We start from the raw sequence: 23,622 nt of genomic DNA, 5'->3' as shown, positions 1-23,622 counted from the left end.
TCACCCACGACGACGGACCGCCCGCCCCGCGCGGCCGGGCCCGCCCCCCGGCCCCCCCCGGGCCGGGGGGGGGGGCGCGGGCGGGGCCGGCGCGGCCGACGACTTTTATATCCGTCCGGTCCGCCGTACGGTCGTGACGCTCGATCCGATCCACGTCGAGAACATCGCCCAGCTCGCGTACGGCATCGGCGGCGACGTGGACGCGACGGACCACGACGACCTCGCCGAGCGCGTGTGGCGCGAGTGGCTCCCCGAGCTCCGCCGCGACGGCCGCGTCGTGATCGAGGCGCTCGGCGACCACGAGCGCCGCCGGGCCGCCATCGACGACGTCGCGCTCGCCGAGCGCCCGTTCGAGACCGTCCACGGCCTCGACTCGGGGACGATCAACCCGACGACCTTTAAAAACGGTCTCGTCGTCGACGTCGCGCACGCGGCGATGGCGAGCTCGCCGACGGACCTGGACCTCCACCGCGACCGCACCATCGTCGCCACCGTCCACGCCGGCGACTCGACCGCCGGCTTCGACAGCGAGTGGACCCGCCGCGACGAGGGCCACACCAAACAGCGCGTGCTCCACGTCCCGCGGGTGAACCGCTACGCGGAGCGGGTCGTCCACGCGCTCGCCTTGTACCTCGCGGAGGGGACCCACGCGCTCGACCGCGCCGACGAGGTCGACGAGCTGCTCGTCCTCGACGGCCCGATCTACCCGAAGGAGCTCTTTACGTGGGCCGACCGCGACCCCGAGCTCGGCGCGCTCGCCCGCGAGGCGAAGCCCCGCGCGGTGATCGAGAAGTACGTGCGCCTCGTCGAGCGGTTCGCCGAGCGCGGCGTGCCGCTCGCCGGCTTCGTGAAAAATCCCGCGAGCGGGGCCGCGGTCCGGGCGCTCTCGCGCGCCGGCGTCGAGTCGCCGTGGCCCGACGACACCGCGCTGTTCACCCGGTTGCTGGAGCGTCGGGAACAGGGTGACGGCGCCGAACCCGTCGGAACGGACGGTGACGACCCCGCCGCCGACCGCGGCGCCCGCCTCGACGACGACCTCACCTTCACCACCTGGTTCCGCAGCCGCGGCGGGGCGGACGCGCCGATGGCCGCGGACGGCGACGCGCTCGGCGTCGAGCGCGAGCTCGACCCCGAGCTGTACGAGCCGACGTTCATGGTCGTCTACGACCCGCGGACCGACGTGACGTACAAGCTGGAGGCGCCGTACGCGTTCACCCGCGACGCGGCGACCCGCGAGCGGCTCACCCGGCAGGTCGTCGCCGAGGTGGCGGCGACGCGCGGCCCGCCGGAGCCGGTCGCGAAGGCGGACGAGCTGGCGCGGATCTCGGCGACCGAGAAGGCCGCGCTCCGCCGGAAGTTCGAGGAGCGCCTCGGCAGCGACCAGCAGGCCACCTACGACGACCTGCGGTGGGGAAAAGAGACGTACTAACCTGTCGTCGATCGGTTATAAATAGCCGATTCCCGATCGGCGGCGAGCTCCTCCAAAGCCCCAGGCACTCACTTATAAATGATCGACTGCGGATCGACGACGAACACTTCCAAAGCCCCAGCCGCGAGGGATCGCGCGGCTTGCTGTCGTTCGAAAGGCGCTTCGCGCCTTTCGTGATGACGAGAGAGCTTCGCTCTCTCGAACCACGTTCCTCGCTCGGTCGCTAGCGCTCTCTCCCTGCGGTCCTTGCTGCGCCGTGCTTCGCCCTCGCGGCAGCGAGACGCTACGCGACTCGGGCAGCTGGCGGCTCCGCCGCCGGCGACTGCCCCTTTGAGTCCCACCCCGCACCGCTCCGCACAGCAGCCTCACGCCTCCCCAGCCTCGTCGCTGGCACCCTCCGCTTCGCTCCGGGAGCCAGCGACTCCAGCGAGGGACCGAAGGTCCCTCTGGCAGCCGGCGGGTAGCGCCGGGGCGCCGCGGCCGCCGCGGGCGGGGGCCGCGGGCCCCCGGCGACCTCGCGCGGGCGACTCGCGCCCTGCGGGCGCTCGCCGGCACGCGCCACCGCAGCGTTTCAATTGGAGTGTTCGCGTTTCAGAATCAGTCGCGCCCACACTCAGAGCGCCTGCGCCAGCAGCACCGCGTAGGTGACCGCGTTGTAGATGCCGTGAACCAACCCCGGCACCACCACGTTGTCCGTCCACTCGTAGAGCGCGCCGAGGACCGAGCCGAGGACGACCACGACGCCGACGTACGCCCACTGCTCGACGGGCGTTCCGGAGACCGACGGGAGGTGGATCAGGCCGAACGCGAGGCTCGCGATGAGCACCGCGGGCACGGCGTCGAACGCGCGCCGGACGCCGCCCTGGACGACGCCGCGGAACAGCAGCTCCTCGACCGGACCGACCACCGCGAGCGACACCGCGATCATCGCGAGGTAGTAGACCACGGGGTCGCCCGCGGGGACGACGGCCTGGTTCTGTCCGGTGGAGAGGCCGAGCTGGTCGAGCGCGAACAGCGCGCCGTACTGGAACGCGAAGAGGACGGCCCCGCCGCCGACGATGATCGCGGCCTCGCGGCGATCGGGTCGGGCGACGCGGGCGATCTCCCACTCGTCGGTTATCGCGAGGTAGCCGACGGCCGCGAGCGCGAACCCGCCGAACTGGAGCAGCGTCCGGAGCAGCTGGTGGCCGGTCGTCCCCTCCGACACCAGCCCGAGGGAGGCCGCGAGGTCCGCCCCCGGCGCGGTGATCGCGCTCGCGACGAGGAGCGCGAACACGATCGCGAACAGCGCGCTCGCGACGCGGGACAGCCGCTCGCCGACCGCCGAGGCCGAGAGGTCATCGCTCATTGCCGGGACCACGGTTCGGGAGGCTTTAGGCGCACCGGAAGGGGATCGGCGCCGTCGAGGGACCGGCGATGGCCCGCCGGCGGCGGCCGCGGCGTCAGTCGATCCGGAGTTCGCGCTTCTGTTCGACCGCCTCGGCTTCCGCGAAGTCGCCGCCGCCGAGCAGCCCGCGCGCCGCCTTCTTCCCCCACTCGACCGCGGGCTGCGTGAACGTCGAGACGCTCGCGAGCTCGCCGTACAGCACGCAGGCGGCCTCCATCCCGTACAGCAGCTCGCCGAGCGCCCGCTCGTCGACGCGGTCGATCTCGACGCGCACGTTGGGGACGCCGGCGGCCGCGAGGCTCGCCTCCGTCGCCTCGAACTCGGCGTCGAGGAGCCCGCCGAGCGACGAGCCGCCGAGGTACGCGAGCCCGTTGAGGTCGGTCTCGGGGATCGGTACGTCGGCGCGCTCGGTCGGGCGCACGAGCGTCACCAGCTTGTCCGGCGGCCCGGCGCGGTAGAGCTGGAGCTGGGAGTGCTGGTCCGTCGCGCCGAGCGCGCGCGCCGGCGTCTGCCCGAGCCCGTCCTTCCCGAGGCTCTCGGCCCACAGCTGGGCGAACCACTCCGCGAACGTCTCCAGCGACTCCGCGTACGGCATCACGGCGTTGGTGCGCGCGCCGCGCTCCGCGAGCGCGTACGTCGCCGCGCCGTAGGCGTACGCGGGCGACTCGTACAGCGACCCCGCGAGCGCGTCCATCCCGTCGCGCCCCCCGGCGAGGACGGCCTCCACGTCGCGGCCCTGAAGCGCGGCGACCGCGAGCCCGACCGTCGAGAGGACGGAGAACCGTCCCGGAACGCCATCGGGGACCGACAGCGAGGGCAGGTCGTGGCGGTCGGCCAGCTGGCGGAGGTTCCCTTCCTCGCCGGTGGTGACGAGCGTGCGCTCGGTCCAGTCGACGCCCGCGTCGGCCATCGCCTCGCGGACGACGAGGAAGTTCGCGAGCGTCTCGGCGGTCGTCCCCGACTTCGAGACGACGTTGACGACGGTGTCGTCGAGCGGGAGGTCGGCGAGCAGCGCCCGCGTGTCGTCGGGGTCGACGTTGTCGAGGACGTACGCGTCCACGTCGCTTTCGAGCGCGTTCGACAGCGTCGCCGCGCCGAGCGCGCTGCCCCCGATGCCGACCGTCAGCACCGCCTCGGGGCGGTCGAACCCGTCGACCGCGGCGTAGATCGCGTCCGGGTCCGCGGTCTCGGGGAGGGTCAGGGCGGCGTAGCCGAACTCGTCGTCGGCCATCCCGCCCGCGATCCGCTCGTGTGCGGCCGCGACGCGGTCGTCGAGTCTGTCCAGCGTTTCCGTCGTGAGCCCGGGGGTCGTCTCCAGGGCGTTGCCGAGGTCCACGCGCATACGTGTCTCACCGCGCGAGAGCGACTTAAAAACCGCCGACCGGGCCGAGCGCCGCCCCCGCGGCGAGGACGCGGCGACCGGAACGTCAGTCGGCCGCCGCGACCGGTTCCTCGCCGTCGTCGAGCGCCGGGCGACCGATCAGCCGGTCGACGGAGAGCGGGCCGGCGCCGAGCGCGAAGACGGCCGACGCGAGGCCGAACAGCGCGACGTGAGCGAGGACCGGGTCGTCCGGAAGCCCGAACAGCGTCGTCGTGAACAGGACGAACGAGAGCGCGGCCGCGCCCCGGGTGAAGAAGCCCGCGATCAGCGCGAGGCCCACGGCGACTTCGGTAACGCCGGCGCCGACGACCCACAGCCCCGGGTCGACGGGGACGACCGACGTGAGGTCGTACTTCTCGACGACCTGTAGCGCGCTCGCCGGATCGGCGAGCTTCTGGATCAGGCCGAGGTAGACGAACGAGACGCCCATGCCGACCCGGAGCACAGTGGGGACGTACCGCCTGAGCGGGGCGGTCGCCTCGTCGAGGAACGACTTCAGGTGGTGGACCGGGTCGATCCGGCCGTAGTACGACCCCGGCGTGCTGGCGACCTCGAGCAGCATGTCGTCGGCGCTCGGCCGACCGCCGCCGAGGACGAGCAGCGCGAGGAGCACCGGGACGTACTCCACGGCGAGAACGACGAGCGGGTCGACGGCGACGAGCACCCACGCGTACGTCAGCAGGCCGGTCGCGGCGGTGATCCGCGTCGCGAGCCCGAAGAGGGTGAAGAAGCCGAGCCCGATGAAGAGGACGCGGAGCAGCGGGCTGGTCGCCGGTTCGAACGAGAGCGTCGGCGCGAACAGGTACCCTTGGAAGCCGGCGCCGACGAGGGGGAGCCCGACGGCGAGCCGCAGCATCCACGGGACGAGGTCGCCGTAGCCGGCGAGCTTCTCGCGGAGGACGACGACGTCGACGACGGTCGGGCGCACCCAGAGGTACGCGCCGATTCCGGCGGTCGCGAGGAGCCCGGAGCCCGCGAACAGCGCCGCGTTGAACGGGTCCGACAGCACTTCCGCGATGAACGCCACCGCGTCGAGCGGGTCGCCCGAGTCCTCGGTGACGTAGTCGACGTGGGCCGCGGCCGGCCGAGCGACGAGCGTCGCGAACAGGGCGAACGCTGCGACGGCGACCGATCGGAGACGAACGGACATACCCCACGTACGAGCCGAACGCACCTAACGGTATTTCTTCACGAACGTTCGAATCCGACCCTGTAGGTCGTTTCTGCGCCTCTTCGAGCCGCTCGATAGCCGCGTCAGGGGGTCGCCGCCTACGGCGCTCGCGCGACGAGCGCGAACGTCTCGGTCCGCGTCTCCGCGCGCTCCACGTCGAACCCGGCCTCGGAGAGCGCGTCGCGCGCGTCGCTCACGGGGAAGCGCTCGTCGACCGGGGGCCCGTGGTCGCCGTCGCCGTCGGCCGACCAGTCGAACACGACGAGCCGTCCGTCCGAGCGGATGACGCGGGCGACCTCGTCGATCGCTTCCGGGCTCGCGAACTCGTGGTACGTCATCGTCGAGAACGCGCCGTCGAGTTCGCCGTCCGCGAACGGGAGGTCTGCGACGTCGCTCGCGACGAGGTCGACGTTGTCTGGAGCGCCCTTCTCGCGGTAGTACTCGTGCATCTCGGACTGGACGTCGACGCCGTAGACCGTCTCGGCGTGCTCGGCGACGTCGTCGGTGTAGAAACCGGTGCCGCTCCCGAGGTCGGCGAGGACGCCGAACGCGCCGGCCGCGAACGGACCGACGACCTCCTCCGCGGACACCCAGCGATACCGCACCGCCGGTCGCTCGAGGCGGTCCGCGCCGTCGGCGTCGAACGTGTGGAATCCCATGTTCGGTCTTGTGCGTCGAGCGCTAAAACGCGTCCGGTCGAGCGGCGCGCGGTCGCGTCCGCCTCGGGATCGAGCGACCCCGCCGGCGGCTCACCACTCGGACTCCAGCACGTCGAGGAGACGATCGATCTCGGCCTCCGTCGAGACCGCGTGCACCGACGCGCGGATCCCGTTCGGGTGCGGTAGCGACCGGACGACGATGTCGTCGTCGGCCAGTCGCTCGACGGTCGCCTCCGGGTCGTCGACGTCGATCGTGACGAGCCCGGACTCGTAGTCTCGCGGGCTGAGCAGTCGATCGTCCGGGACGCCCGCCTTCAGCCGATCAGTGAGCGACTCGATCCGGGACTCGATCGCGTCGAGGCCGACCGAGTCGATCGCGTCGAGCGCCTCGACGAGACCGACGTGGGCCGCCGCCGTCGTCGTCCCGACCTCGAAGCGGCCCGCCGCGGGCTTGAACTCGATCTCGTCGCCGGTCGGGTCCTCGACGCCGCGGTAGCCGACCGCGCGCGGCGCGAGGTCGGCCGCGGCGTCGCGGTCGACGTAGAGGAAGCCGGCTCCCCACGGGCCGAGCGTCCACTTGTGGCCGGCCGCGGCGACCGCGTCGGCGCCCCACTCGTGTACGTCCATCGGGACCTGACCGGGCGACTGGACCGCGTCGACGAGCGTGAACGCGCCGGCGTCGTCGGCGATCTCGACGAGGTCGGCGACCGGGAGGCGGGTGCCGTGCGTCCACGTGATCGCGCTGAAGCAGACGAGGCGGGCGTCCGCGACGGCCTCGGCGTACTCCTCGCGGTCGACGCGGCCGTCCTCGGTCTCGACAACGCGCACCTCGACGCCCTCGCGTTCGAGGCGCTGCCACGGCAGGACGCCGGCCGGGTGTTCGAGGTCGGTCCGGACGACGACGTCGCCCGGTTCCCAGTCGATCGCGCCGGCGACCCGATTTATTCCGTCGGTCGTGCTCTCGGTGAGCGCGATCTCCTCCGGGTCGGCACCGACGAACGCCGCGATCCGCTCGCGCACCCGGTCGTACGTGTCGAACGCGTGTTCGTACGGATCGGTCGTCGCGGAGCCGTACTCGTGGTCCGCGACGAACGACCCGGCCGCCTCGACGACGTACTCGGGGCTCGGCCCGTGCGCGCCGAAGTTGAAGTACGCCGCGTCGCCGAGGGCCGGGACGTCCGCGCGGAGCTCTCTCGGGGTCATACCGTCGTCGTCGAGTTGGATCGTTCTCATGGTGTCGGTTTCGGCGACTCGGGCCGCGACTGGCCGATCGGCGACCGCGTCCCGGGTGATTCCGTGTGCGATGCCCGAAGGTGCGCTCAGGCGGTGTGCTCGCCGATCGCGTCGGCAAGCGCCTGCTCGCTCTGCGCCCCGACCATGCGCTCTGCGAGCTCGCCGTCCGAGAACACGAGCAGGGTCGGGATGCCCTGAACGCCGTACTCGCCCGCCAGCGCCTGGTGGACGTCGACGTCGACCTTCAACACCGTCGCGTCGGTGTCTTCCGCGACCGCCTCGACGGCGGGCTCCATCATCTGACACGGGCCGCACCAGTCGGCGTAGAAGTCGACGAGGACGACGCCGTCGGCGACGTGTTCGTCGAACGCGTCGGCGTCGGTCAGCTGGATCGGCTCTCCGGGTGCGGCTTCTGTCGAACTCATACCCGGACGTACGCGCCGCGCGGTAATAATGGTTTTGGATAGTATTCACAATACTATGGTGGAGAAGACGCGCGCCGTTCGTCCGGGCGCGTCGCGATACGAGCCGGTGCGGTGGCTATCCGCGTTCGAAAATTCCGTCGGATCGAGCGAGCGAACCCCGGACCTGACGGTGTCGGAGCGGAGAGAGATCGCAAGGAGACAGTCGGCGGCGACGCGGTGCGGCGCGGGTACTTCGACTACTGAATGTGGCCTTCGCGGCGGAGCTGGTCGGCGTCCTCGTCCTCGTATCGCCACTCGACGTTCGCCTTCTCGTCCTGCCAGTCCCACGGCTCCGCGAGAACCACGTCGCCCTCGCTGATCCACGTTCGGTACTTCATGCGGCCGGGGATTCGACCGAGCCGCTCCACGCCGTCGGCGCAGCGCAGCTGAACGTGGTTACCGCCGAGGTGCTCGGTCACCACGGCGAACACTTCGTCGTCGTTGGGCATGCGGAGATTCTTCCGCCCGGATTCTTCGCTCATACCTCCAGTAGTGCGCTCGCCCGTATAAGTGATTGGAGACGCGTGTGTGCCCCCGTCACGCGATATGTTCGCACGAAACTGGTGCCGCGGACGGCGACGCTCACTCCGCGTCGGTGACCGGGGCCGAGCGGTCGTCGCGGTCTGCGGGCTGGTCCGCCGCCTCGGACACGCCCCCGCCGAACGCGGCGTCGACCTGCGCGAACGTCTCCGCCTCCGTGCCGGAGTTGTCGACGACGACGTGGTCGGTCGCCACCTCGTCGAACAGCTCCTTGAAGCGGAGGTGGATCTCGAAGTCGGCGTCGCTGATCCCGTCGCGGCGCTCGATCCGGCGCTCGACGACGGCCTCGTCGCAGGCGACCTCGACGAGGTCGAACTCGGCGGCGGCCGCGGCGGCGGTCTCGCGGGCGTCCGCGCGGAACCGAGCGTCCGCGAACGTCGCGTCGAGCACGACGGCGCCGCCGTCGTCGATGTCCTCGCGGGCGCGGTCGAGGAGTTCGGCGTAGACGGCCTCGGTCTCCGCGTCGGTGTACTCGGGGTCGTCGAACAGCTCCTTGCGTATCACGTCGGTCCGGCGGATCCGCCCGTCGACGTGGGCCGCGACCCGCTCGGCGACGGTCGTCTTGCCGACGCCGGGGAGCCCGCAGACGACGACCAGCCGCCCGGTCGACGCCCCGTCGTCGTCGACCGAGGCCGACGGCGTCGGAGCGAGCGAATCCGCCGTTTCACCGCTTGATTCGGGGGATTCGGTTCGGTCCGACGCTCGGCCGCCTCGGTCACTCATCTACCCATAGCCTCCGGGGTGAAGTAAAAGAAACTTCGCATCGGCCACCTCCCGACGGACGGCCACTACGGGAGGCTGTCGCTCACAGCCGTGCGGTTTTACTTATAATGGGAGTGGGTTGGGGCGGATTTGAACCGCCGGCCTCCTCCATGTCAAGGAGGTGTCATAACCGGACTAGACTACCAACCCGCAGGGGCTTACTGACGCGTTTCGTCGTATCCGGGGGACGTAATTGAACCTTTCGTTTCGGGGATCCGAGCGGGGTGAGTCACCACCCGCCGATCGGGCGACGGCGGGCCCCCGAAGCCGACGGCGCGCGAGGCTTTCGACCGTTTTTACCCGCTCGCCGACAGTCCGTTCGTATGGTCGACCTCGCCGCCCGCACGGACAGGCTCGACGCGTACCTCGACGAACGCGGGCTCGAAGCGGTCTGGTTCGCTCGCCCCAACGGCTTCGCGTGGCTCACCGGCGGCGACAACGTCGTCGACGCCGACGCGACGACCGGCGTCGCGGCCGCCGGCTACGACGGCGACCTCCGCGTGATCACCGACAACATCGAGGCGAACCGGCTCGCCGACGAGGAGCTCCCGGACGCGTTCGCGGTCGAGTCGGTCCCGTGGTACACCGGCTCGCTCGCCGAGGCGGTCGCCGAGCGCTCGCCCGCGCCCGCGGCCGCCGACTTCGACGTGCCCGGCTTCGAGTCGGTCGACGGGAGCCGCCTCCGGCAGCCGCTCACCGACGACGACGTCGAGCGCTACCGCGAGCTGGGCCGCGAGGTCGCGGCCGCCGTCGAGACCGTCTGTCGGAACCTCGAACCCGAGGACCCCGAGTACGAGGTCGCGGCCGGCATCGACATCTCGCTCGCCTCCCGCGACGTGGACACGCCGGTCGTGCTCGTCGGCGGCGCGGACCGGGCGCAGGCGTTCCGTCACTACACGCCGACTGACGCCGCCCTCGGCGACTACGCGCTCGTGTCGGTCACCGCCGAGCGCGCGGGGCTGTACGCCTCGATGACGCGCACCGTCGCGTTCGACGCCCCCGACTGGTTTGAGGAGCGCCACCGCGCCGCGGCGCGCGTTGAGGCGACCGCGGTCCGCGCCACCGAGGCCGCCGCGGCCGGAGCGCTCTCGCGGGACGGCGGTACCGAGGACGCCGCCCCCGACACCGCCGGCGACGTCTTCGAGGCCATCCAAGCGGCGTACGACGCGGTCGGCTTCGCGGACGAGTGGGAGAACCACCACCAGGGCGGCGCCGCCGGATTCGCCGGCCGGGAGTGGTTCGCGACCCCGGACGGCGACGAGGCGGTCCGGCGGCCGATGGGCTACGCGTGGAATCCGACGGTTCAGGGCACGAAAAGCGAAGACACCCACCTCGTCACGTCCGATCTGACCGAACGGCTCACGAAGACGGGCCGATGGCCGACTCACGAGGTCGAACCGGTTGACGTCGCGGGGATCGAGGCCGAGCCCGTCGAGCTGGCGGCGCCGGTGATCCGGTAACGGGACGGACTCGGCGGAGGACGCGCCGCCGCCGCCTGAACGCCGCACCGCGCCGCGCGAACGCGGCGTCAGTAGACGTACTCGCTCTCGTCGATGCCGACGTAGTCCTTCTTCACCCGGCGCTTGTTCCACTTGTAGCCGAGCATGAGCTTCAGCGACTCCCAGCCGGAGCGGTACGGCTGCGAGAGGAGGCTGTCGCCGGTCTCGGCGGCGAGCATCGCGTCGGCCGCGCCGATGACCCGGTTCCAGTCGTCGGGCTCGTACTCCGCGACCATGTCAGCCATCGTCACGTTGCGGACGACCTCGTCCCCGATCGCCTCCTTCCAGCGACGGTTGTACGCGGCCAGGTCACCCTCCGCGGCGAGTCCGCCGGCGATCGCGCCGGTGCGGACGGCGACGTGGTCGCCGCCCTCGTGGAACGCCGAGGTGGTGCCCATCGCGCCGCCCGCCACGGCGATGCCGGCGTCCACCGGCGAATCGATCGGCCGGGTCGACGAGATCGGATACGTCTCCGTCCCGTTCCGCTTCCCGGCGTCCTCGACGAGCGGGAACTCCTCCTCGACGTCGTACTCGTCGCCGTACTGCCACTCCAACAGCCGGCGGATGTACTCGCCGCCCTGCGGGATCGACTCGTCGTCCTCGCGGAGCAGCGCGTACTCCGAGGCGTCGACCTCGTCGATGTCGAGGTCGATCGGCATCGTCAGCCCGATCCGACAGACGCGGTCCGCGTTCGGGAAGATCCACGGGTACGCGGTCTCGCCCGGCATCACGCCCCACCAGAAGACGATGGCGTCGTTGACCGCCTCGAACACGTCCTCGGGGACGCGCCGGTACTCCTGGTAGGCGATGTGGTTCGCGGTGCGGGAGGCCAGCCGCTCGGAGGCCTGCGCGTCCGCGGGGAGGTACTCGTCGAGGACCCGGTTCGTCACGGTGCGCTGCGGGCCGTCGGCGAGGACGACGAAGTCGGCGCCGACGGTCCCCCCGTCGGCGAGTTCGAGCGTGTGACGCGGCTCGTCGTCGCCGCCCGGGGCCACCGAGAGGTCGGTGTCGACCCCGCGGACGGACGTCCCGACGCGGTACTCGGCGCCGGCGTCCTCTGCGCGCTCGCGGAGCCAGTCGTCGAAGCGCGCGCGCTGGAAGGTGTACCCGAACTTGTCGTACGAGGAGTCGATGCCGGTGGTGGTGAGCGTCGCGGCCTCGTCGGGGCCGCGGAACTCCGCGCGGTTCAGCTCGCGCTGGACGACCCCGTCGTCGAACTCGTCGGGGTGGATCCCCATGATGTCCACCCAGTAGTCCAGTATTCCGGCCGCGTCGGTCGAGTCCGGACCGAGGCCGTCGCGGTCGGCCCGCGGGACGCCCTTCTCGATGACCAGCGCGTCCGCCCCGCCGGTCGCCGCCGCGTGCGCCGCGGACGACCCGGCCGGCCCGCCGCCCACGATCGCGACGTCTACGCGTTCCATACCCCGTGAGGTTGCCGTCCGGCTATTAAATTCACGGTCCCGATGCGGACCGACATCGGGAATCGCCCCGAGGCTCCTCGGCGCCAACTCGTCTTCGGAATACTGGTGGACAATTGATCACGTTCGATGATTACCGGAGAGAGTGGCGGAGAGACACGTTTTTACACGGTTGAGGATCTCTCTCCGACACCAATGGCACGCGAGACATGGGCGACGCGGATGGGGTTCATCCTCGCCGCGGTCGGCAGCGCGGTCGGGCTCGGGAACGTCTGGCGGTTCCCGTTCATCACCGGCCAGTACGGCGGATCGTCGTTTCTGATCACCTATCTGGCGTTCGTCGCGCTGATCGGGTTCCCGGCGATCCTCGTCGAGTTCGTCATCGGCCGGCGGACCGACCGGAACCCCGTCGGCGCGCTGCGCGAGCTGGGCAGCGGCGTCTGGTCGTCCGCCGGGTGGCTGTTCGTCGTCACCGGGTTCATCATCCTCTCGTACTACAGCGTCGTCGCGGGCTGGTTCCTCCGCTACACGCTCATCGGGATCACGGAGGGGTTCACCGTCGCCGACCCGGCGGCCGCGGACGCGCTGTACGAGTCGGTGTCGACCGGCCTCGACACGCTCGTCTTCCACGCCCTGTTCATGCTGCTCGTCGTCGGTATCATCGCCGCGGGCGTCCGGCGCGGGATCGAACTGAGCGTGAAGGTGATGATCCCCGCCATCCTGGTCCTGCTCGTCGGCCTCGCTGCGTACGGCTTCACGCTCGACGGGGCGAGCGCGGCATACAGCTACTACCTCTCGCCCGACTTCGGCACGATCGCCGCGAACTGGACGGAGATCCTGCCGGCCGCGGCCGGGCAGGCGTTCTTCACTCTCTCGCTCGGGATGGGCGTGATGATCACCTACGCCTCCTACCTCGACGAGGACCGGAACCTCGCGGCCGACGCCGGGATCATCGCGACGCTCGACACGCTCGTCGCGGTCCTCGTCGGCTTCGTCGTCTTCCCCGTCCTCTTCTCGGTCGGCATCGAGCCGGGGACCGGCGGTCCCGGCGCGATATTCGTCAGTCTCACCGCGGCGTTTGCGGGGATCCCCGGCGGCCGAATCCTCGGAACCGTCTTCTTCGGCATGGTCGGGATCGCCGCGCTCTCCTCGGCGATCAGCATCCTCGAAGTGCTCGTCTCCTACCTCATGGACGAGATCGGCGTCGCTCGCGTACCGGCCGCGGCCGCAGTGGGCGCCGCGGTGTTCCTGCTCGGGGTACCGGTCACAATTGACACGATCTTCCTCGGGCTGTACGACGGGCTCGCGTACGGTATCCTGCTCGTCCTCGGCTCGCTGCTGCTCGCGCTGTTCGTCGGCTGGGTCATCCCCGATATCGGCCGCGAGGAGCTCCGGAAAGGAATCGCGGACGTCGGCGGCCTCGATGTCGCGTGGATCTGGGTCGTTCGGCTCCCGGTCGCTATCGTCATTCTCGTCTCGTTACTCCTCGGCATCGCCGACTACGTCGAGTTCCTCACCGTCGACTTCGCAGGCTGGCTGGCGGCGCGGTAGGAGCCGGCCGCGGCAACGCCTCGGTCGGAGCGGAAACGCGACTCAAAGGAACTCGATGACGACGTCGGCGACGACGCCGACGGCGTCCGCGGCTGCCGACCTGACCCGACCGAGCGGCCCCGACTCGGCGTCGTCGTCCGCGTCGCTGTCGGGGTCTTCGGTCGGACCTCCGTCCGGGTCGCCGGGATCGAGGCGGTCGGTCATCGTCCGTCGGGGCGGGACGGTCTCAGACGTGTTCCTCGCGCGGTTGGACCACGACGAAGCCGCCGGCGCCGTCGAAGCGCATCTGGTAGCGCTCGCCCGACTCCTGACCGATCATGTCCGAGAGGCTGCGGTTGACCTCCACGTCGGGCGAGGTGTCGCCCCACGCGACGGTCGCGCTCGGGTCGGTCGCCACCGGCGGTTCGAGGACGATCGGGTCGCCGTGAGTGGTGAGCGCGACGTAGCCGGGCCCTTCGAGATAGACGTTGCTGAAGCCGCCCGCGAGCGCGCCGGCGAGGCTGTCGATGGTGTTGATCTCGTAGGAGAGCGACTCCTCGAACGCGAGCACGTCCTCGCCGTTGACCGTGATCGACTCGCCGGCGCCGAGCTCGATCACCTGGACCTTCTTGCCGTCGTCGGCGAAGTAGACGTGGCCGTCGCCCTCGACGGCCATGATCGGCGTCCCCTCGCCGGTGGCGGCCTCCTTGAGGAAGCCGGTAATTCCCCCTTCCGCGGAGGCCTTGCCGGTGAACGACACATCGCCCGTGTACGCCACCATCGAGCCGGCCTTCGCCATCACGGTGCCGGCGACCTCGACGTCTAAGGTGTAGCTGTTCTCGCGCTGGAACGGTTCCGCGCTGTCGGTCGGTGCGTTCGCGGCGGTGAACTCGTCTAGGTTCATGGTGCGGGGACCGAACCGTTCGGTTCGGTTGTCTCGAACTTCCACGGTATCGGTTAAGAATCTACGGGAGACTCGGGAACGTCCGACACCGATCGGCCGCGCCGTGGTCGGTCAGTACACGACTACGGAGAGGTACAGCTGGCCGATCCCCGCGACGATCATCACGGCGCCCGCGATCCGCTTCAGCAGTCCCGCGTGGGCCATCACCCGGTTGGCGTTGCTGACGAGTCCGACGCCGGTCGCGACGGTGGTCGCGGCCATCAGGACGGCGACGGTGCCGGCGTAGACGGCGAGGACGAGCGCCGCCGTCTCCGACGGGAGCGCGATCGCGCGGGCGACGACGCCGAGGAACACCGGCGCGACGCAGCCCGCCCCGGCGAGCGCGTACCCCGCGCCGAAGACCCCGAAGCCGAGCACGCTCGACCGCCGCTCGGGCAGGGGAACCGATACCGACGGCATCCGGCCCGAGACCACGAGCAGCCCGAAGGCGATTAACAGCCCGCCGACGAGCGTCTCGAACACCGTGATGTTCGACAGCGTCGAGTAGCCGACTCGGACGGTCGCGCCCGCGAGCAGCGCGAACGTCGCCAGCACGCCGACCGCGGCCGCGACGCCGCGGGCCCCCGCGCCGAGTACCGACGCGGAGTCGGCGTCGACGGAGTTCACGTAGAAGCCGACGTACCCCGGGAGGAGGGGGTACGCGCACGGCGAGAAGAACGTCGCCACGCCCGCGGTCACCGCGAACGGGACGTTGGTCGCGAGCGAGACGTCGGTCATCTGTCGCCCCGTCGGTTCATCGTTCGACCCGCCTCCTCATCGGTCGAGCGCCCGCTCGATTCCCTCGACGAACTCCTCGGTGGTGTGCGTCCCGGAGGTCGCCCACCGGACGCGCCCGGAGGCGTCGATGGCCCGGGCGCTCGGGTAACCGCCCACGTTGAGCCGCGCCGCGAGCGCGGCGGTCACGTCGGCCGCGACGAGCCAGTCGCCGTCGTTCTCGCGCCACCAGTCGGCCACGGTCTCCTCGCTCACCGAGCCGCCGACGTCCTCGGGGGTCACCGAGACGAACAGCACCTCGTCGCCGAGCCGGTCGTGTGCCTCGGCGAGGGCAGGCATCTGCTCGACGCAGGGGCTACACCACGTCGCGAAGAAGTCGACGAACGTCGGCCGATCGGGCGCCGGGATCGTCACCTCGCCGTCGCGGCTGCCCGGGGCGTCGACCGTGTCGAGCGTCACCGGTTCGACCGGCTCGGGGGCGTCGCCGAGCGCGTCCGGTACCCCGCCTGTCGCGACAGCGCCCGCTCCGCCGAGGACCCCGACGCTCGCGAGTCCGGCCAGCAGGTGTCGGCGCCTCACGCCGTGACCACCCGCTGAACGTCGTCGACGAGCCGTTCGATGTCGGTGGCCGGCCCCCTCGGGTACGCGCGCTCGACGATTCCCTGTTTGTTCGCGAGGATGATGAGCCCGTAGTGCGGGAACCGGTACTCAAGGTTCTCGATGTCGTCGGCCGGCTGCTTCTCGATCACGAGCCCGAACTTCTCGTCGTGTATCTCCTGGGCCCGCTCGTAGGTCTCCGGGCGGAGGAAGTGCCAGTTGCCCGCGTCGAGGTCGACGCTCTGCTGGTCGGCGTACTCGCGGAGGGCCTCCTCGGTGTCGCGCTCGGGGTCGAACGTGGTGGGGAGGAACGCGACCTCGTCGCCGTACGGCTCCGGCCCGACGAACTCGCGAACCCGCAGCGGAAGGGACGGATATCCCGGGTTCCGTTCCGTCGGGTCGGCGGCGACCTCCTGCGCGCGCCGCAGCCGGAGGATGAGCGCCGGACAGACGCCGTCCGGACAGTTGGTGTAAAACGAGGTCCACAGCACCGCGCGTTCGCCCTCGAACTCCGAGACGGTGATCTCCTCGCCCGCGATCGGGTCGGGGACGGTGAAGTCGGGCATCTCGTCGCCGTAGCTCGGGTGAGACGCCTCGCTCAGGTCGATCTCCGGCGGGCCGAGGATCGTTCCCTCGGCGCCGGACTCGCCGAGGACGCCGGCGCAGCCGGCCGTGGCGGTCGTTCCGGCGGCGGCTCCGGTGGCGGCGAGCGTGCGGAGGAAGCGGCGGCGGTCCATATCGTTGTCCGACCTACGTGGTCGCTCGTAAATGAACCCCGCGGCTGGTGGCGCGCAGTGAACACGACCGGGAGCGTTCGAACATCGACCGTAGCGGCCAGAGACGAGGCGGTATTCGGGGTTTCTCGGATAGACGAACGTCCGGAACCTCCGTGGTACCGTGACCCTCGCAAGGGTTATCCCCGAACGGGCTGTACGTTTATTCGCAATGGCAAACGGTAAGGTTGATTTCTTCAACGACACTGGCGGCTACGGTTTCATCTCGACTGACGACGGCGACCTCGACGACGACGAAGACGTGTTCTTCCACATGGAAGACGTCGGCGGCCCGGACCTCGAGGAGGGTCAGGAAGTGGAATTCGACATCGAATCGTCCCCCAAGGGACCGCGCGCGACGAACCTCGTCCGCAACTAATCTCTGAATCGCGGACGACGCGTCCGCACGCACTACCGGATTTCGGCCGTCGCTCGACGCGATCGACGCCTATCTCCGCTTCTTTCACACTTATCACACACCGACGAGCGGCGGCCGTGCTCCCGCGGCCGACCGCCGTTCGCCGACGAGCGACGCGATCGACCCTTTAAATACGAGCGCGGGCGAAGCCTCTCCAGTGAGCGACCCGATTCCGACCGGCTGTCGCCCGGTCGACGAGCTGTTGGGCGGCGGCTTCGAGCGCGGCGTCGTCACGCAGGTGTACGGGCCGCCGGCGGCGGGGAAGACGAACCTCGCGCTCGCCGCGGCGGTCGAGGTCGCGGGCGGCGGCGACCGCGCGCTCTACATCGACACGGAGGGGCTCTCGATCGACCGGTTCGAGCAGATGGCCGAGGGGCGGCTCGACCGCGGCGACGCCGACGACTCCCTCGAAGCGCTCGCCTCGCGGCTCGTCATCTCGGAGGCGTACGACTTCGACGACCAGCGCGAGGCGGTCCGCGACGCGGAGGAACTCGCCGAGGAGGTCGAGCTGATCGTGTTAGACTCCGCGACGGGCTTCTACCGACTGGAGCGCGCCGGCGACACCGAGGGCGGCGAGTCGCTCCGCAAGGTCGCCAAGCAGGTGACGCACCTGCTCTCTCTCGCCCGGCGCCACGACGTCGCCGTCGTGATCACGAACCAGGTGTTCACGGACCCCGAGGGCGACCGCGACCGCGCGCTCGGCGGCAACACCCTCAACCACTGGACCGGCGCGATCGTCCGCGTCGACCGGTTCCGCGGCGGGAACCGTCGGGCGACTCTGGAAAAACACCGCTCGAAGCCCGCGGGCGACACCGCGACGTTCCGGATCGTCGGCGACGGGCTCGCCGAGGGAAGCGACGCCTGAACGTCCCGGGGAACGGAGCGAAGCGGACGGTGAAGGGGGCGGAGACGAGGACCGAAATCCTTGCGGCGAAGCGAACGAGACCAGTCGAGTGCGAGGCGACGGTCGCGCCCGGTCCGGCGGGCGCCTACCGGCTCACAGCTCGCCGAGCTTGCGGAGGAGCTGGCCGCGGTACTCCTCGTCGGCGTTGACGCCCTTGATCTCGAGGACGTTCCGCTCTAACTTGTCGAGCGCGACGTGGAAGGCGTGCTCGGCGCCGTACCCCTCGCCGGAGCCGCCGACCTGGCCCTCGTTGGTGCGGAGGCGGATCTGACACTGGATCAGGGGCGTGCCGCGGAGCTTCTCCTTGTGGGCGTGGAGCCGGACGTGCGCGTGGATGACGTGCATGTCCGCGTACTTGTCCGCGACCTGCTCGATGGACTCGACGATGTGCTCGCGGGAGGTCGTGTCCAGCAGGTCGACGTTGGTGATCTGGACGTCCATCGAGTCCTCCTCGGTGAACGTGAGCGCGCGCAGCACGTCGGTCTTCGTCACCATCCCGGCGACGGTGTCCGCACCCTCGGGGGTGACGACCAGACCGGACACCTCGTTGTCGAACATGCGCCCGACGACCGTCTGGGCCGTCTCGTCGTGCGCTGCCGTGACGACGGGGCTCGACATGATGTCGTAGACGGGGATGTCGAGCATGCGGTCGATGTCGCCGGCGCGGTCGCCGCTGCCCTGCCGCTCCTGGTCGCGGACGACGAACTCCACGATGTCGTTCGTGGTGACGACGCCGACGAGGTCGCCGTCGTCGTCGAGCACGGGGAGGCGGGAGACGCCGTTCTCCCGGAGGCGGTTGATCGCGCGGCCGACGCTCTCCGTCTCGCCGATGCCGATCACGTCCTCGGTGGCGATCTGGCCGACGGTGATCGCGTCGAGGCTGTCGAGGACGGCCTCTAAGATCTGGTCGACCGTGACGATGCCGAAGAGCTTCTCGCCCTCGTAGACGGGGGCGATCTTCACGTCGCCCTCGACGAGGAGCCGGGCGGTCTCGCGGACGTCCTCGTGGCGGTCGACGGAGGGCGCCGGCTTCATCACCGCCGACACCTTCGTGTCGTCCTCCATGCGCGAGCGCATGAGCTGCTTCTCGCCGACGACGCCGGCGTACTCGCCGTCCTCGACGACGACGATCCCTTTGGGGTTCTCTCGCTCGAAGATAGAACGGACCTTGGCGAGCCGCTCGTCGACGTCGACCTCGACGTACTCCGGCACTGCGATATCAGAGATGTTCATGGTCCAGTCCGAACGTTCGACGGGCCGGGTATTGAAAGTGCGGGGGTCGTCGCGCCCGCCGGCGAGTCTCGTCCGACCGCCGAAATCCGCCTGAAGGTATTTGAGCGTCGCCGACGAAATCTGAGCGTGAAGCTCTCGACCGCGCTGATCGCCGTCGGCGTCGCGCTGATCGTGATCCCGCTCCCCGTTCCGATCCCCTTCGTCGGCGTGATCGCCGGCACGCTCGCGCTGCTGGCCGGGCTCTTCCTCCGGCTGTTCGGGGTGTGAAACCTTTTTGCCCGTTACCGTCACAGAGGAAGGCGTGTACGACGCCGTCGTCCTCGACAACGACGGGGTGTTGGTCGGGCGGACGCCGTTCGACACGCTCCGCGAGGCCGCCTGGGACGCGTTCGTGAGCCTCGGCGTCGAGGACCCGGACCTCGCCCACGTCGACGACGTCGCCGTCGGCGTCGACCCCGCGACCCTGACGGACATCTGCGAGCGCTACGGCGTCGATCCGACGGAGTTCTGGCGGGTCAGGGACGAGACCGCGGCCGCGGCGCAGATCGACGCCGCCCGGAAGGGCCAGAAGACGCCGTACGACGACGTCGACGCGTTGCGCGCGCTGGACGCCTCGCTCGGCGTCGTCTCGTCGAACCAGCAGGCGACCGTCGACGCGCTCCTCGACCACTTCGGGCTGGCGGGCCGCTTCGAGGTCGCGTACGGCCGCGAGCCCTCGGTAGCCAGCCTCTCGCGGAAGAAGCCCTCCCCGTACTACATCGAGCGCGCCCTCGAAGACCTCGGCGCCGAGACGGCGCTGTTCGTCGGGGACAACGAGTCGGACGTCCGCGCGGCCGACAACGCCGGCATCGACTCGGCGTTCATCCGCCGTCCCCACCGGCGGTCGACGGAGCTCTCCTGTCACCCGACCTACGAGATCGACGACCTCCACGACCTCGTGAGCATCTGCGGGCGGGCCCCCGGGTCGGACGACTCGGCCTGAGGGCGCCCGCCGTCGCGGCCGACCGCGTCGACCGAAATTCTGAACTGCGGTGCCGCCGAGTCAACGGCCATGTCCGAGCCCTCCGCTCCCGTCGACGCCCGCCCACACGTCGACGAGACCGCCCTCGACGCCGCTGTCTCGCGGTATCGACGCGCAGAACGGGCCGCCAGTTGGGCCCTCGCGCTGGTCGCCGTGGGCTCGTTCCTTGCCGCGGTCGCGGCGTTCTCGCTCTGGCGCGGCGCGGCGGTCGCCCTCGTCCTCGCCGTCGCGCTCCGCGCCCCGGTTCTCCGCCGGAGCGGGGCGACCCGGCTCCGGACGGACGCGCCCCCGGAGGACGTGGCCGAGGCGTTCGCGTCGGCGACGCCGCCGGTCCTCGCCTTCCAGTGGGGGGTCGCCGACGAGGTACGCCCGGCCTCCGGGGACTCTGGGACGGCGTACGAGCACCCGTCCCTCCTCGGCCTCCGGACCTACTCGCTGGCCGTCGAAACCGAGAGCGACGCACCGGTGGACGCCTCCGCGCCGACAGATTCGTCCGCGTCGATCGACGCCTCCGCGCCGGCCGGCGCGAGCGCGGCCGACGGCGACCGGGCGGCGCGCTTCCTGATAGAGGGGGCGCTCGACGGTCGGCCGTGGGGCGCGTACGCGGTCGCGGTCCGCGAGGCCGGCGAGGGGTCGCCGGGCCGGACGGTCGTCGACGTCGAACTGCGCTCGCGGCGGCGGTTCGGGCTCCGCAGCGTCCCGCAGGCGCTGGTCGCCGAGCGCTACTACGCCGACGTGATGGGGGCACAGGGGTACGAGACCGTCGCGCGGGAGGTCTCGCTGACGGTGTGACTCACCGGACGAGCTCCGTCTCCGGCGCGTCGACGACGGTGCGGGAGACGCGCTCGTCGTCGTCGACGCCGCGGAGATCGACCCCACGGAGCCGCAGCGCGACCGCCGCGTCCGCCCGCTCCTCGTCGTCGCGAGGCCGGAGAGCCTCCCGGTTTTCGTCGGCTTCGCCGTCCCCGTCCGCCTCCCCGTCGCCGTCGTACACGACCACCAGTTCCTCGGCCTCGAACGCGACGTGGTCGACGGCGTCGAGCGGGATCGCGACCCGTTGCCTGCGGGCGACCTCGACCGCGACCCCGCCGACCGCGGCGAGGAGACCGACGCCGGCGACGAGGATGTCACCGGCGCCGAGCGCGCCGACGTCGTTCCACAGCAGATTCGGGACCAGCCCGCCGAGCGCGAGCGCGGCGCCGACGCCCGACCAGCCGACCTCGCGGAGCGTCGGCGGGATCCGTCCGGCCGCGAGCGCCCGCGGAACGCCGCGGAGGGCGTCGGCGACCCCGCGCCGGACCCGGATCTCGTCGGGGGCGACCCGGACCCGACCGCCGACCGTCGCGAACGACCACGCGCCGGTGCGGCTCATCGGGGTCTCGCCGACTCCGGGCGGTCCGACGCGGAGGGATACCGAGCGGAACGTTTCGGCGCCATGGAGGGATATACGAGTTTTCGCCGCGAATCACTTAAATTCGCTCGCCGGGCGCGGCCGAGAGCGGCGGCGAAGCCGGGGGCTTTTGTCCGCCGGCGAGTCAGGGGGCATCATGGACTTGCCGCCCGTCGGCCTCGGAACGATGGGGATCGACGACCCCGATCCGGTCGCGACCGCGCTCTCGGTCGGCTACCGCCACCTCGACACCGCCCGGATCTACGGCAACGAGGCGGTCGTCGGCGAGGGGATCGCCGCCGCGCTGGCCGGGGAGGAGCTCGACCGCGAGGACGTGACCGTCGCGACGAAGCTGTGGACCGACGACCTCGCCGCCGACGCGGTCGCGCCCGCCGCCCGCGAGAGCGCGGACCGACTAGGGGTCGACGCGCTCGACCTGCTGTACGTCCACCGGCCTCGGGGCGACTACGACCCCGAGGCGACGCTTCCCGCCCTCGACCGGCTGGTCGACGAGGGGCTCGTCGGCGGGGTCGGCGTCTCGAACTTCGAGCTCGCGGACCTCGACCGCGCGGTCGACGTCCTCGGGCGGCCGCCTGCGGCCCACCAGACGGAGCTTCATCCGCTCTTTTATAAATCGGAACTGCTCGATCACGCCCGCGAACACGGCTATCTGGTCGTCGCCTACTCGCCGCTGGCCGGCGGGCGAGTGCGCGACGTGGATCCGGTCGTCGAGGTCGCAGACGCGCACGGGACGACGCCCGAGGCGGTCGCGATCGCGTGGGCGACCGCGAAGGAACCGGTTGTGACGATCCCGAAGGCGTCGACCGAGGAACACCTCCGAGCCAACCTCGCGGCGGCCGACCTCGAACTCACCGACGCGGAGGTCGCCGCGATCGACGCGGTCGAGCGCGAAGAAGAGCTGTTCCCGGAGTAGACGATCCGCATTCTTGGATCAGATTGGGAATAAACTGCGCTCGATCACCACGATCCCGCGTCATTTTTATCGCGGGGGCGACGACGGTCGCACATGACAGAGATCATCGACGGGGAGGCGGTCGCGGCCGACGTGCGGGACGCGGTCGCCGACGAGGTGGCGCGGCTGTCCGACGCCGGCGTCGAGCCGGGGCTCGCCACGGTGCTGATGAGCGACGACCCGGCCAGCGAGACGTACGTCTCGATGAAGCAGCGCGACTGCGAGGAGGTCGGCATCGAGAGCTTCCACGTCGAGATCGACGCCGACGCGCCCGCGAGCGAGCTGTACGAGACCATCGACGACCTCAACGACCGCGACGACGTCCACGGAATCCTCGTCCAGCTTCCCCTCCCGGACCACGTCGACAAGCGGACGGTCCTCCGGCGGATCGACCCCGAGAAGGACGTGGACGGCTTCCACCCGGAGAACGTCGGCCGCCTCGTCGCGGGCGACGCCCGATTTAAACCCTGTACGCCGCACGGCGTCCAGAAGCTCCTCGACGCCTACGACGTGGAGACCGAGGGCGCGGACGCCGTCGTTGTCGGCCGCTCCGACATCGTCGGCAAGCCGATGGCGAACCTCCTGATCCAGAAGTCGCCGACGGGGAACGCGACGACGACGGTCTGTCACTCCCGGACGGAGGACCTGGAGGCGAAGCTGGCGGGCGCCGATATTGTCGTTGCGGCTGCCGGCATCCCGGAGTTCGTCGACGGCTCGATGCTGAAGGCGGGCGCGACCGTGATCGACGTGGGGATAAATCGGGTGGACGCGGACACGGAGAAGGGGTACGAGCTGGTGGGTGACGTGGACTACGAGTCCGCGAGCGAGGTCGCCGGGGCGATTACGCCCGTGCCCGGTGGGGTCGGGCCGATGACGCGCGCGATGCTCCTTTATAATACGGTGAAGGCGGCCGGCCTCCAGCGCGACGTTGATGTTGAGTTGGACTGAGACCGAGAGACTGCGGACTCGACCGGTTCTCTCGGTTGCTTTTATAAATGGTTGAATGGTCCTTTATAAATAACCGATAGCGGATCGGCGACGGACACCGCCAAAGCCCCAGCGGGCAGGGCGGCGCACGCTCGTTGCGCTCCTCGTCACTCACTTCGTTCGTTCCTGCGGTGTCGCCGGCGGCTTCGCCGCCGGCTTTCCGTGGCGCGTAGCG

26 protein-coding genes and 1 tRNA gene are annotated in these 23,622 nt (G+C 70.7%); 10 read left to right on the top strand and 17 right to left on the bottom strand.

Annotated elements, in window-relative coordinates:
- Positions 1-133: 133 nt before the first annotated feature.
- The gene (locus AC4NMM_RS14425; protein ID WP_096395401.1) at positions 134-1,429 is read left to right on the top strand and encodes a DNA double-strand break repair nuclease NurA; all 1,296 of its coding nucleotides are present in this window, start codon (positions 134-136) and stop codon (positions 1,427-1,429) included.
- 613 nt (positions 1,430-2,042) lie between these two features.
- Here the strand turns inward: AC4NMM_RS14425 and AC4NMM_RS14420 are convergent.
- The 9 genes from AC4NMM_RS14420 to AC4NMM_RS14380 form a co-directional block, all read right to left on the bottom strand.
- Positions 2,043-2,777: a CPBP family intramembrane glutamic endopeptidase gene (locus AC4NMM_RS14420; protein ID WP_096395403.1), complete on the bottom strand. Its 735-nt coding sequence runs from the start codon at positions 2,775-2,777 to the stop codon at positions 2,043-2,045.
- 94 nt (positions 2,778-2,871) lie between these two features.
- Positions 2,872-4,158, bottom strand: coding sequence for a phosphoglucose isomerase-related protein (locus AC4NMM_RS14415; RefSeq protein ID WP_096395405.1), 1,287 nt, complete (start codon positions 4,156-4,158; stop codon positions 2,872-2,874).
- A gap of 85 nt (positions 4,159-4,243) precedes the next feature.
- Complete coding sequence (locus AC4NMM_RS14410) at positions 4,244-5,347, bottom strand: DoxX family protein (RefSeq protein ID WP_096395407.1); 1,104 nt, start codon at positions 5,345-5,347, stop codon at positions 4,244-4,246.
- Between the two features lie 119 nt (positions 5,348-5,466).
- Complete coding sequence (locus AC4NMM_RS14405) at positions 5,467-6,027, bottom strand: class I SAM-dependent methyltransferase (protein WP_491924575.1); 561 nt, start codon at positions 6,025-6,027, stop codon at positions 5,467-5,469.
- 90 nt (positions 6,028-6,117) lie between these two features.
- On the bottom strand, positions 6,118-7,260 hold the full coding sequence (locus AC4NMM_RS14400; RefSeq protein WP_491924574.1) for an aminotransferase class V-fold PLP-dependent enzyme: 1,143 nt from the start codon (positions 7,258-7,260) through the stop codon (positions 6,118-6,120).
- Positions 7,261-7,346: 86 nt separating this feature from the next.
- Positions 7,347-7,685 carry a thioredoxin gene (gene trxA / locus AC4NMM_RS14395; RefSeq protein WP_491924573.1) on the bottom strand — a complete coding sequence of 113 codons (339 nt, stop codon included), beginning with the start codon at positions 7,683-7,685 and terminating at the stop codon, positions 7,347-7,349.
- Positions 7,686-7,921: 236 nt separating this feature from the next.
- Complete coding sequence (locus tag AC4NMM_RS14390) at positions 7,922-8,206, bottom strand: translation initiation factor eIF-1A (protein WP_006628131.1); 285 nt, start codon at positions 8,204-8,206, stop codon at positions 7,922-7,924.
- Between the two features lie 100 nt (positions 8,207-8,306).
- Complete coding sequence (locus tag AC4NMM_RS14385; protein WP_491924572.1) at positions 8,307-8,987, bottom strand: P-loop nucleotide/nucleoside kinase family protein; 681 nt, start codon at positions 8,985-8,987, stop codon at positions 8,307-8,309.
- 114 nt (positions 8,988-9,101) lie between these two features.
- A tRNA-Val gene (locus AC4NMM_RS14380) sits at positions 9,102-9,176 on the bottom strand.
- Between the two features lie 173 nt (positions 9,177-9,349).
- Between AC4NMM_RS14380 and AC4NMM_RS14375 the strand changes: the two genes are divergently transcribed.
- Positions 9,350-10,486 carry a M24 family metallopeptidase gene (locus AC4NMM_RS14375; protein WP_491924571.1) on the top strand — a complete coding sequence of 379 codons (1,137 nt, stop codon included), beginning with the start codon at positions 9,350-9,352 and terminating at the stop codon, positions 10,484-10,486.
- A gap of 68 nt (positions 10,487-10,554) precedes the next feature.
- On the opposite strand, the gene AC4NMM_RS14370 is transcribed toward AC4NMM_RS14375, so the two are convergent.
- A complete protein-coding gene (locus tag AC4NMM_RS14370) occupies positions 10,555-11,946 on the bottom strand; it encodes an NAD(P)/FAD-dependent oxidoreductase (RefSeq protein ID WP_096395433.1) in 1,392 nt (463 codons plus the stop codon).
- 192 nt (positions 11,947-12,138) lie between these two features.
- On the opposite strand from AC4NMM_RS14370, the gene AC4NMM_RS14365 reads away from it, so the two are divergent.
- Entirely contained in the window at positions 12,139-13,494 is a 1,356-nt protein-coding gene (locus AC4NMM_RS14365) for a sodium-dependent transporter (protein WP_491924570.1), read from the top strand.
- Between the two features lie 42 nt (positions 13,495-13,536).
- Here the strand turns inward: AC4NMM_RS14365 and AC4NMM_RS14360 are convergent, their stop codons facing one another.
- The 5 genes from AC4NMM_RS14360 to AC4NMM_RS14340 form a co-directional block, all read right to left on the bottom strand.
- A complete protein-coding gene (locus AC4NMM_RS14360; RefSeq protein WP_157745982.1) occupies positions 13,537-13,698 on the bottom strand; it encodes a hypothetical protein in 162 nt (53 codons plus the stop codon).
- 22 nt (positions 13,699-13,720) lie between these two features.
- Positions 13,721-14,377, bottom strand: coding sequence for an AIM24 family protein (locus tag AC4NMM_RS14355; protein ID WP_491924569.1), 657 nt, complete (start codon positions 14,375-14,377; stop codon positions 13,721-13,723).
- Between the two features lie 111 nt (positions 14,378-14,488).
- Positions 14,489-15,154 carry a cytochrome C biogenesis protein gene (locus tag AC4NMM_RS14350; protein WP_491924568.1) on the bottom strand — a complete coding sequence of 222 codons (666 nt, stop codon included), beginning with the start codon at positions 15,152-15,154 and terminating at the stop codon, positions 14,489-14,491.
- A 36-nt stretch (positions 15,155-15,190) separates the two neighbouring features.
- Positions 15,191-15,730 (bottom strand): TlpA family protein disulfide reductase, encoded by a 540-nt coding sequence (locus AC4NMM_RS14345; protein WP_491924567.1) that lies wholly within the window; start codon positions 15,728-15,730, stop codon positions 15,191-15,193.
- Complete coding sequence (locus AC4NMM_RS14340) at positions 15,727-16,485, bottom strand: SCO family protein (protein ID WP_096395443.1); 759 nt, start codon at positions 16,483-16,485, stop codon at positions 15,727-15,729. The genes AC4NMM_RS14345 and AC4NMM_RS14340 overlap by 4 nt, the downstream gene beginning before the upstream one ends.
- A 208-nt stretch (positions 16,486-16,693) precedes the next feature.
- On the opposite strand from AC4NMM_RS14340, the gene AC4NMM_RS14335 reads away from it, so the two are divergent.
- Both AC4NMM_RS14335 and radB read left to right on the top strand, forming a co-directional pair.
- On the top strand, positions 16,694-16,900 hold the full coding sequence (locus AC4NMM_RS14335) for a cold-shock protein (protein WP_004595330.1): 207 nt from the start codon (positions 16,694-16,696) through the stop codon (positions 16,898-16,900).
- A 196-nt stretch (positions 16,901-17,096) separates the two neighbouring features.
- Positions 17,097-17,804 carry a DNA repair and recombination protein RadB gene (gene radB / locus AC4NMM_RS14330; protein WP_096395445.1) on the top strand — a complete coding sequence of 236 codons (708 nt, stop codon included), beginning with the start codon at positions 17,097-17,099 and terminating at the stop codon, positions 17,802-17,804.
- 132 nt (positions 17,805-17,936) lie between these two features.
- On the opposite strand, the gene AC4NMM_RS14325 is transcribed toward radB, so the two are convergent.
- Positions 17,937-19,076 (bottom strand): CBS domain-containing protein, encoded by a 1,140-nt coding sequence (locus AC4NMM_RS14325; protein ID WP_096395447.1) that lies wholly within the window; start codon positions 19,074-19,076, stop codon positions 17,937-17,939.
- A gap of 126 nt (positions 19,077-19,202) precedes the next feature.
- On the opposite strand from AC4NMM_RS14325, the gene AC4NMM_RS14320 reads away from it, so the two are divergent.
- The 3 genes from AC4NMM_RS14320 to AC4NMM_RS14310 all read left to right on the top strand — a co-directional run bounded on the left by AC4NMM_RS14320 (position 19,203) and on the right by AC4NMM_RS14310 (position 20,889).
- On the top strand, positions 19,203-19,343 hold the full coding sequence (locus AC4NMM_RS14320; protein ID WP_172863964.1) for a hypothetical protein: 141 nt from the start codon (positions 19,203-19,205) through the stop codon (positions 19,341-19,343).
- Positions 19,344-19,377: 34 nt separating this feature from the next.
- On the top strand, positions 19,378-20,058 hold the full coding sequence (locus AC4NMM_RS14315; RefSeq protein ID WP_096395449.1) for an HAD family hydrolase: 681 nt from the start codon (positions 19,378-19,380) through the stop codon (positions 20,056-20,058).
- A gap of 69 nt (positions 20,059-20,127) precedes the next feature.
- Positions 20,128-20,889, top strand: coding sequence for a hypothetical protein (locus tag AC4NMM_RS14310; RefSeq protein ID WP_491924566.1), 762 nt, complete (start codon positions 20,128-20,130; stop codon positions 20,887-20,889).
- A 1-nt stretch (position 20,890) separates the two neighbouring features.
- Here AC4NMM_RS14310 and AC4NMM_RS14305 read toward each other — a convergent pair whose 3' ends face one another.
- Entirely contained in the window at positions 20,891-21,469 is a 579-nt protein-coding gene (locus tag AC4NMM_RS14305) for a hypothetical protein (protein ID WP_491924565.1), read from the bottom strand.
- A 175-nt stretch (positions 21,470-21,644) separates the two neighbouring features.
- Here AC4NMM_RS14305 and AC4NMM_RS14300 point away from each other — a divergent pair, with 175 nt between their 5' ends.
- Both AC4NMM_RS14300 and AC4NMM_RS14295 read left to right on the top strand, forming a co-directional pair.
- Positions 21,645-22,421: an aldo/keto reductase gene (locus AC4NMM_RS14300; RefSeq protein ID WP_096395456.1), complete on the top strand. Its 777-nt coding sequence runs from the start codon at positions 21,645-21,647 to the stop codon at positions 22,419-22,421.
- 93 nt (positions 22,422-22,514) lie between these two features.
- Positions 22,515-23,408, top strand: a complete 894-nt coding sequence (locus AC4NMM_RS14295; protein ID WP_491924564.1) for a bifunctional methylenetetrahydrofolate dehydrogenase/methenyltetrahydrofolate cyclohydrolase — start codon at positions 22,515-22,517, stop codon at positions 23,406-23,408.
- The last annotated feature ends 214 nt before the right edge of the window (positions 23,409-23,622 follow it).

Source organism: Halorubrum sp. SD41, assembly GCF_058630335.1.
This window is presented reverse-complemented; position numbering and strand designations above follow the sequence as displayed.

Bases quoted from the DNA above. Each gene is read 5' to 3' on its own strand.
- AC4NMM_RS14420 (WP_096395403.1), bottom strand. From the start codon at position 2,777: ATGAGCGATGACCTCTCGGCCTCGGCGGTCGGCGAGCGGCTGTCCCGC.
- AC4NMM_RS14415 (WP_096395405.1), bottom strand. From the start codon at position 4,158: ATGCGCGTGGACCTCGGCAACGCCCTGGAGACGACCCCCGGGCTCACG.
- AC4NMM_RS14410 (WP_096395407.1), bottom strand. From the start codon at position 5,347: ATGTCCGTTCGTCTCCGATCGGTCGCCGTCGCAGCGTTCGCCCTGTTC.
- AC4NMM_RS14405 (WP_491924575.1), bottom strand. From the start codon at position 6,027: ATGGGATTCCACACGTTCGACGCCGACGGCGCGGACCGCCTCGAGCGA.
- AC4NMM_RS14400 (WP_491924574.1), bottom strand. From the start codon at position 7,260: ATGAGAACGATCCAACTCGACGACGACGGTATGACCCCGAGAGAGCTC.
- trxA (WP_491924573.1), bottom strand. From the start codon at position 7,685: ATGAGTTCGACAGAAGCCGCACCCGGAGAGCCGATCCAGCTGACCGAC.
- AC4NMM_RS14390 (WP_006628131.1), bottom strand. From the start codon at position 8,206: ATGAGCGAAGAATCCGGGCGGAAGAATCTCCGCATGCCCAACGACGAC.
- AC4NMM_RS14385 (WP_491924572.1), bottom strand. From the start codon at position 8,987: ATGAGTGACCGAGGCGGCCGAGCGTCGGACCGAACCGAATCCCCCGAA.
- AC4NMM_RS14375 (WP_491924571.1), top strand. From the start codon at position 9,350: ATGGTCGACCTCGCCGCCCGCACGGACAGGCTCGACGCGTACCTCGAC.
- AC4NMM_RS14370 (WP_096395433.1), bottom strand. From the start codon at position 11,946: ATGGAACGCGTAGACGTCGCGATCGTGGGCGGCGGGCCGGCCGGGTCG.
- AC4NMM_RS14365 (WP_491924570.1), top strand. From the start codon at position 12,139: ATGGCACGCGAGACATGGGCGACGCGGATGGGGTTCATCCTCGCCGCG.
- AC4NMM_RS14360 (WP_157745982.1), bottom strand. From the start codon at position 13,698: ATGACCGACCGCCTCGATCCCGGCGACCCGGACGGAGGTCCGACCGAA.
- AC4NMM_RS14355 (WP_491924569.1), bottom strand. From the start codon at position 14,377: ATGAACCTAGACGAGTTCACCGCCGCGAACGCACCGACCGACAGCGCG.
- AC4NMM_RS14350 (WP_491924568.1), bottom strand. From the start codon at position 15,154: ATGACCGACGTCTCGCTCGCGACCAACGTCCCGTTCGCGGTGACCGCG.
- AC4NMM_RS14340 (WP_096395443.1), bottom strand. From the start codon at position 16,485: ATGGACCGCCGCCGCTTCCTCCGCACGCTCGCCGCCACCGGAGCCGCC.
- AC4NMM_RS14335 (WP_004595330.1), top strand. From the start codon at position 16,694: ATGGCAAACGGTAAGGTTGATTTCTTCAACGACACTGGCGGCTACGGT.
- AC4NMM_RS14325 (WP_096395447.1), bottom strand. From the start codon at position 19,076: ATGAACATCTCTGATATCGCAGTGCCGGAGTACGTCGAGGTCGACGTC.
- AC4NMM_RS14310 (WP_491924566.1), top strand. From the start codon at position 20,128: ATGTCCGAGCCCTCCGCTCCCGTCGACGCCCGCCCACACGTCGACGAG.
- AC4NMM_RS14305 (WP_491924565.1), bottom strand. From the start codon at position 21,469: ATGAGCCGCACCGGCGCGTGGTCGTTCGCGACGGTCGGCGGTCGGGTC.
- AC4NMM_RS14300 (WP_096395456.1), top strand. From the start codon at position 21,645: ATGGACTTGCCGCCCGTCGGCCTCGGAACGATGGGGATCGACGACCCC.
- AC4NMM_RS14295 (WP_491924564.1), top strand. From the start codon at position 22,515: ATGACAGAGATCATCGACGGGGAGGCGGTCGCGGCCGACGTGCGGGAC.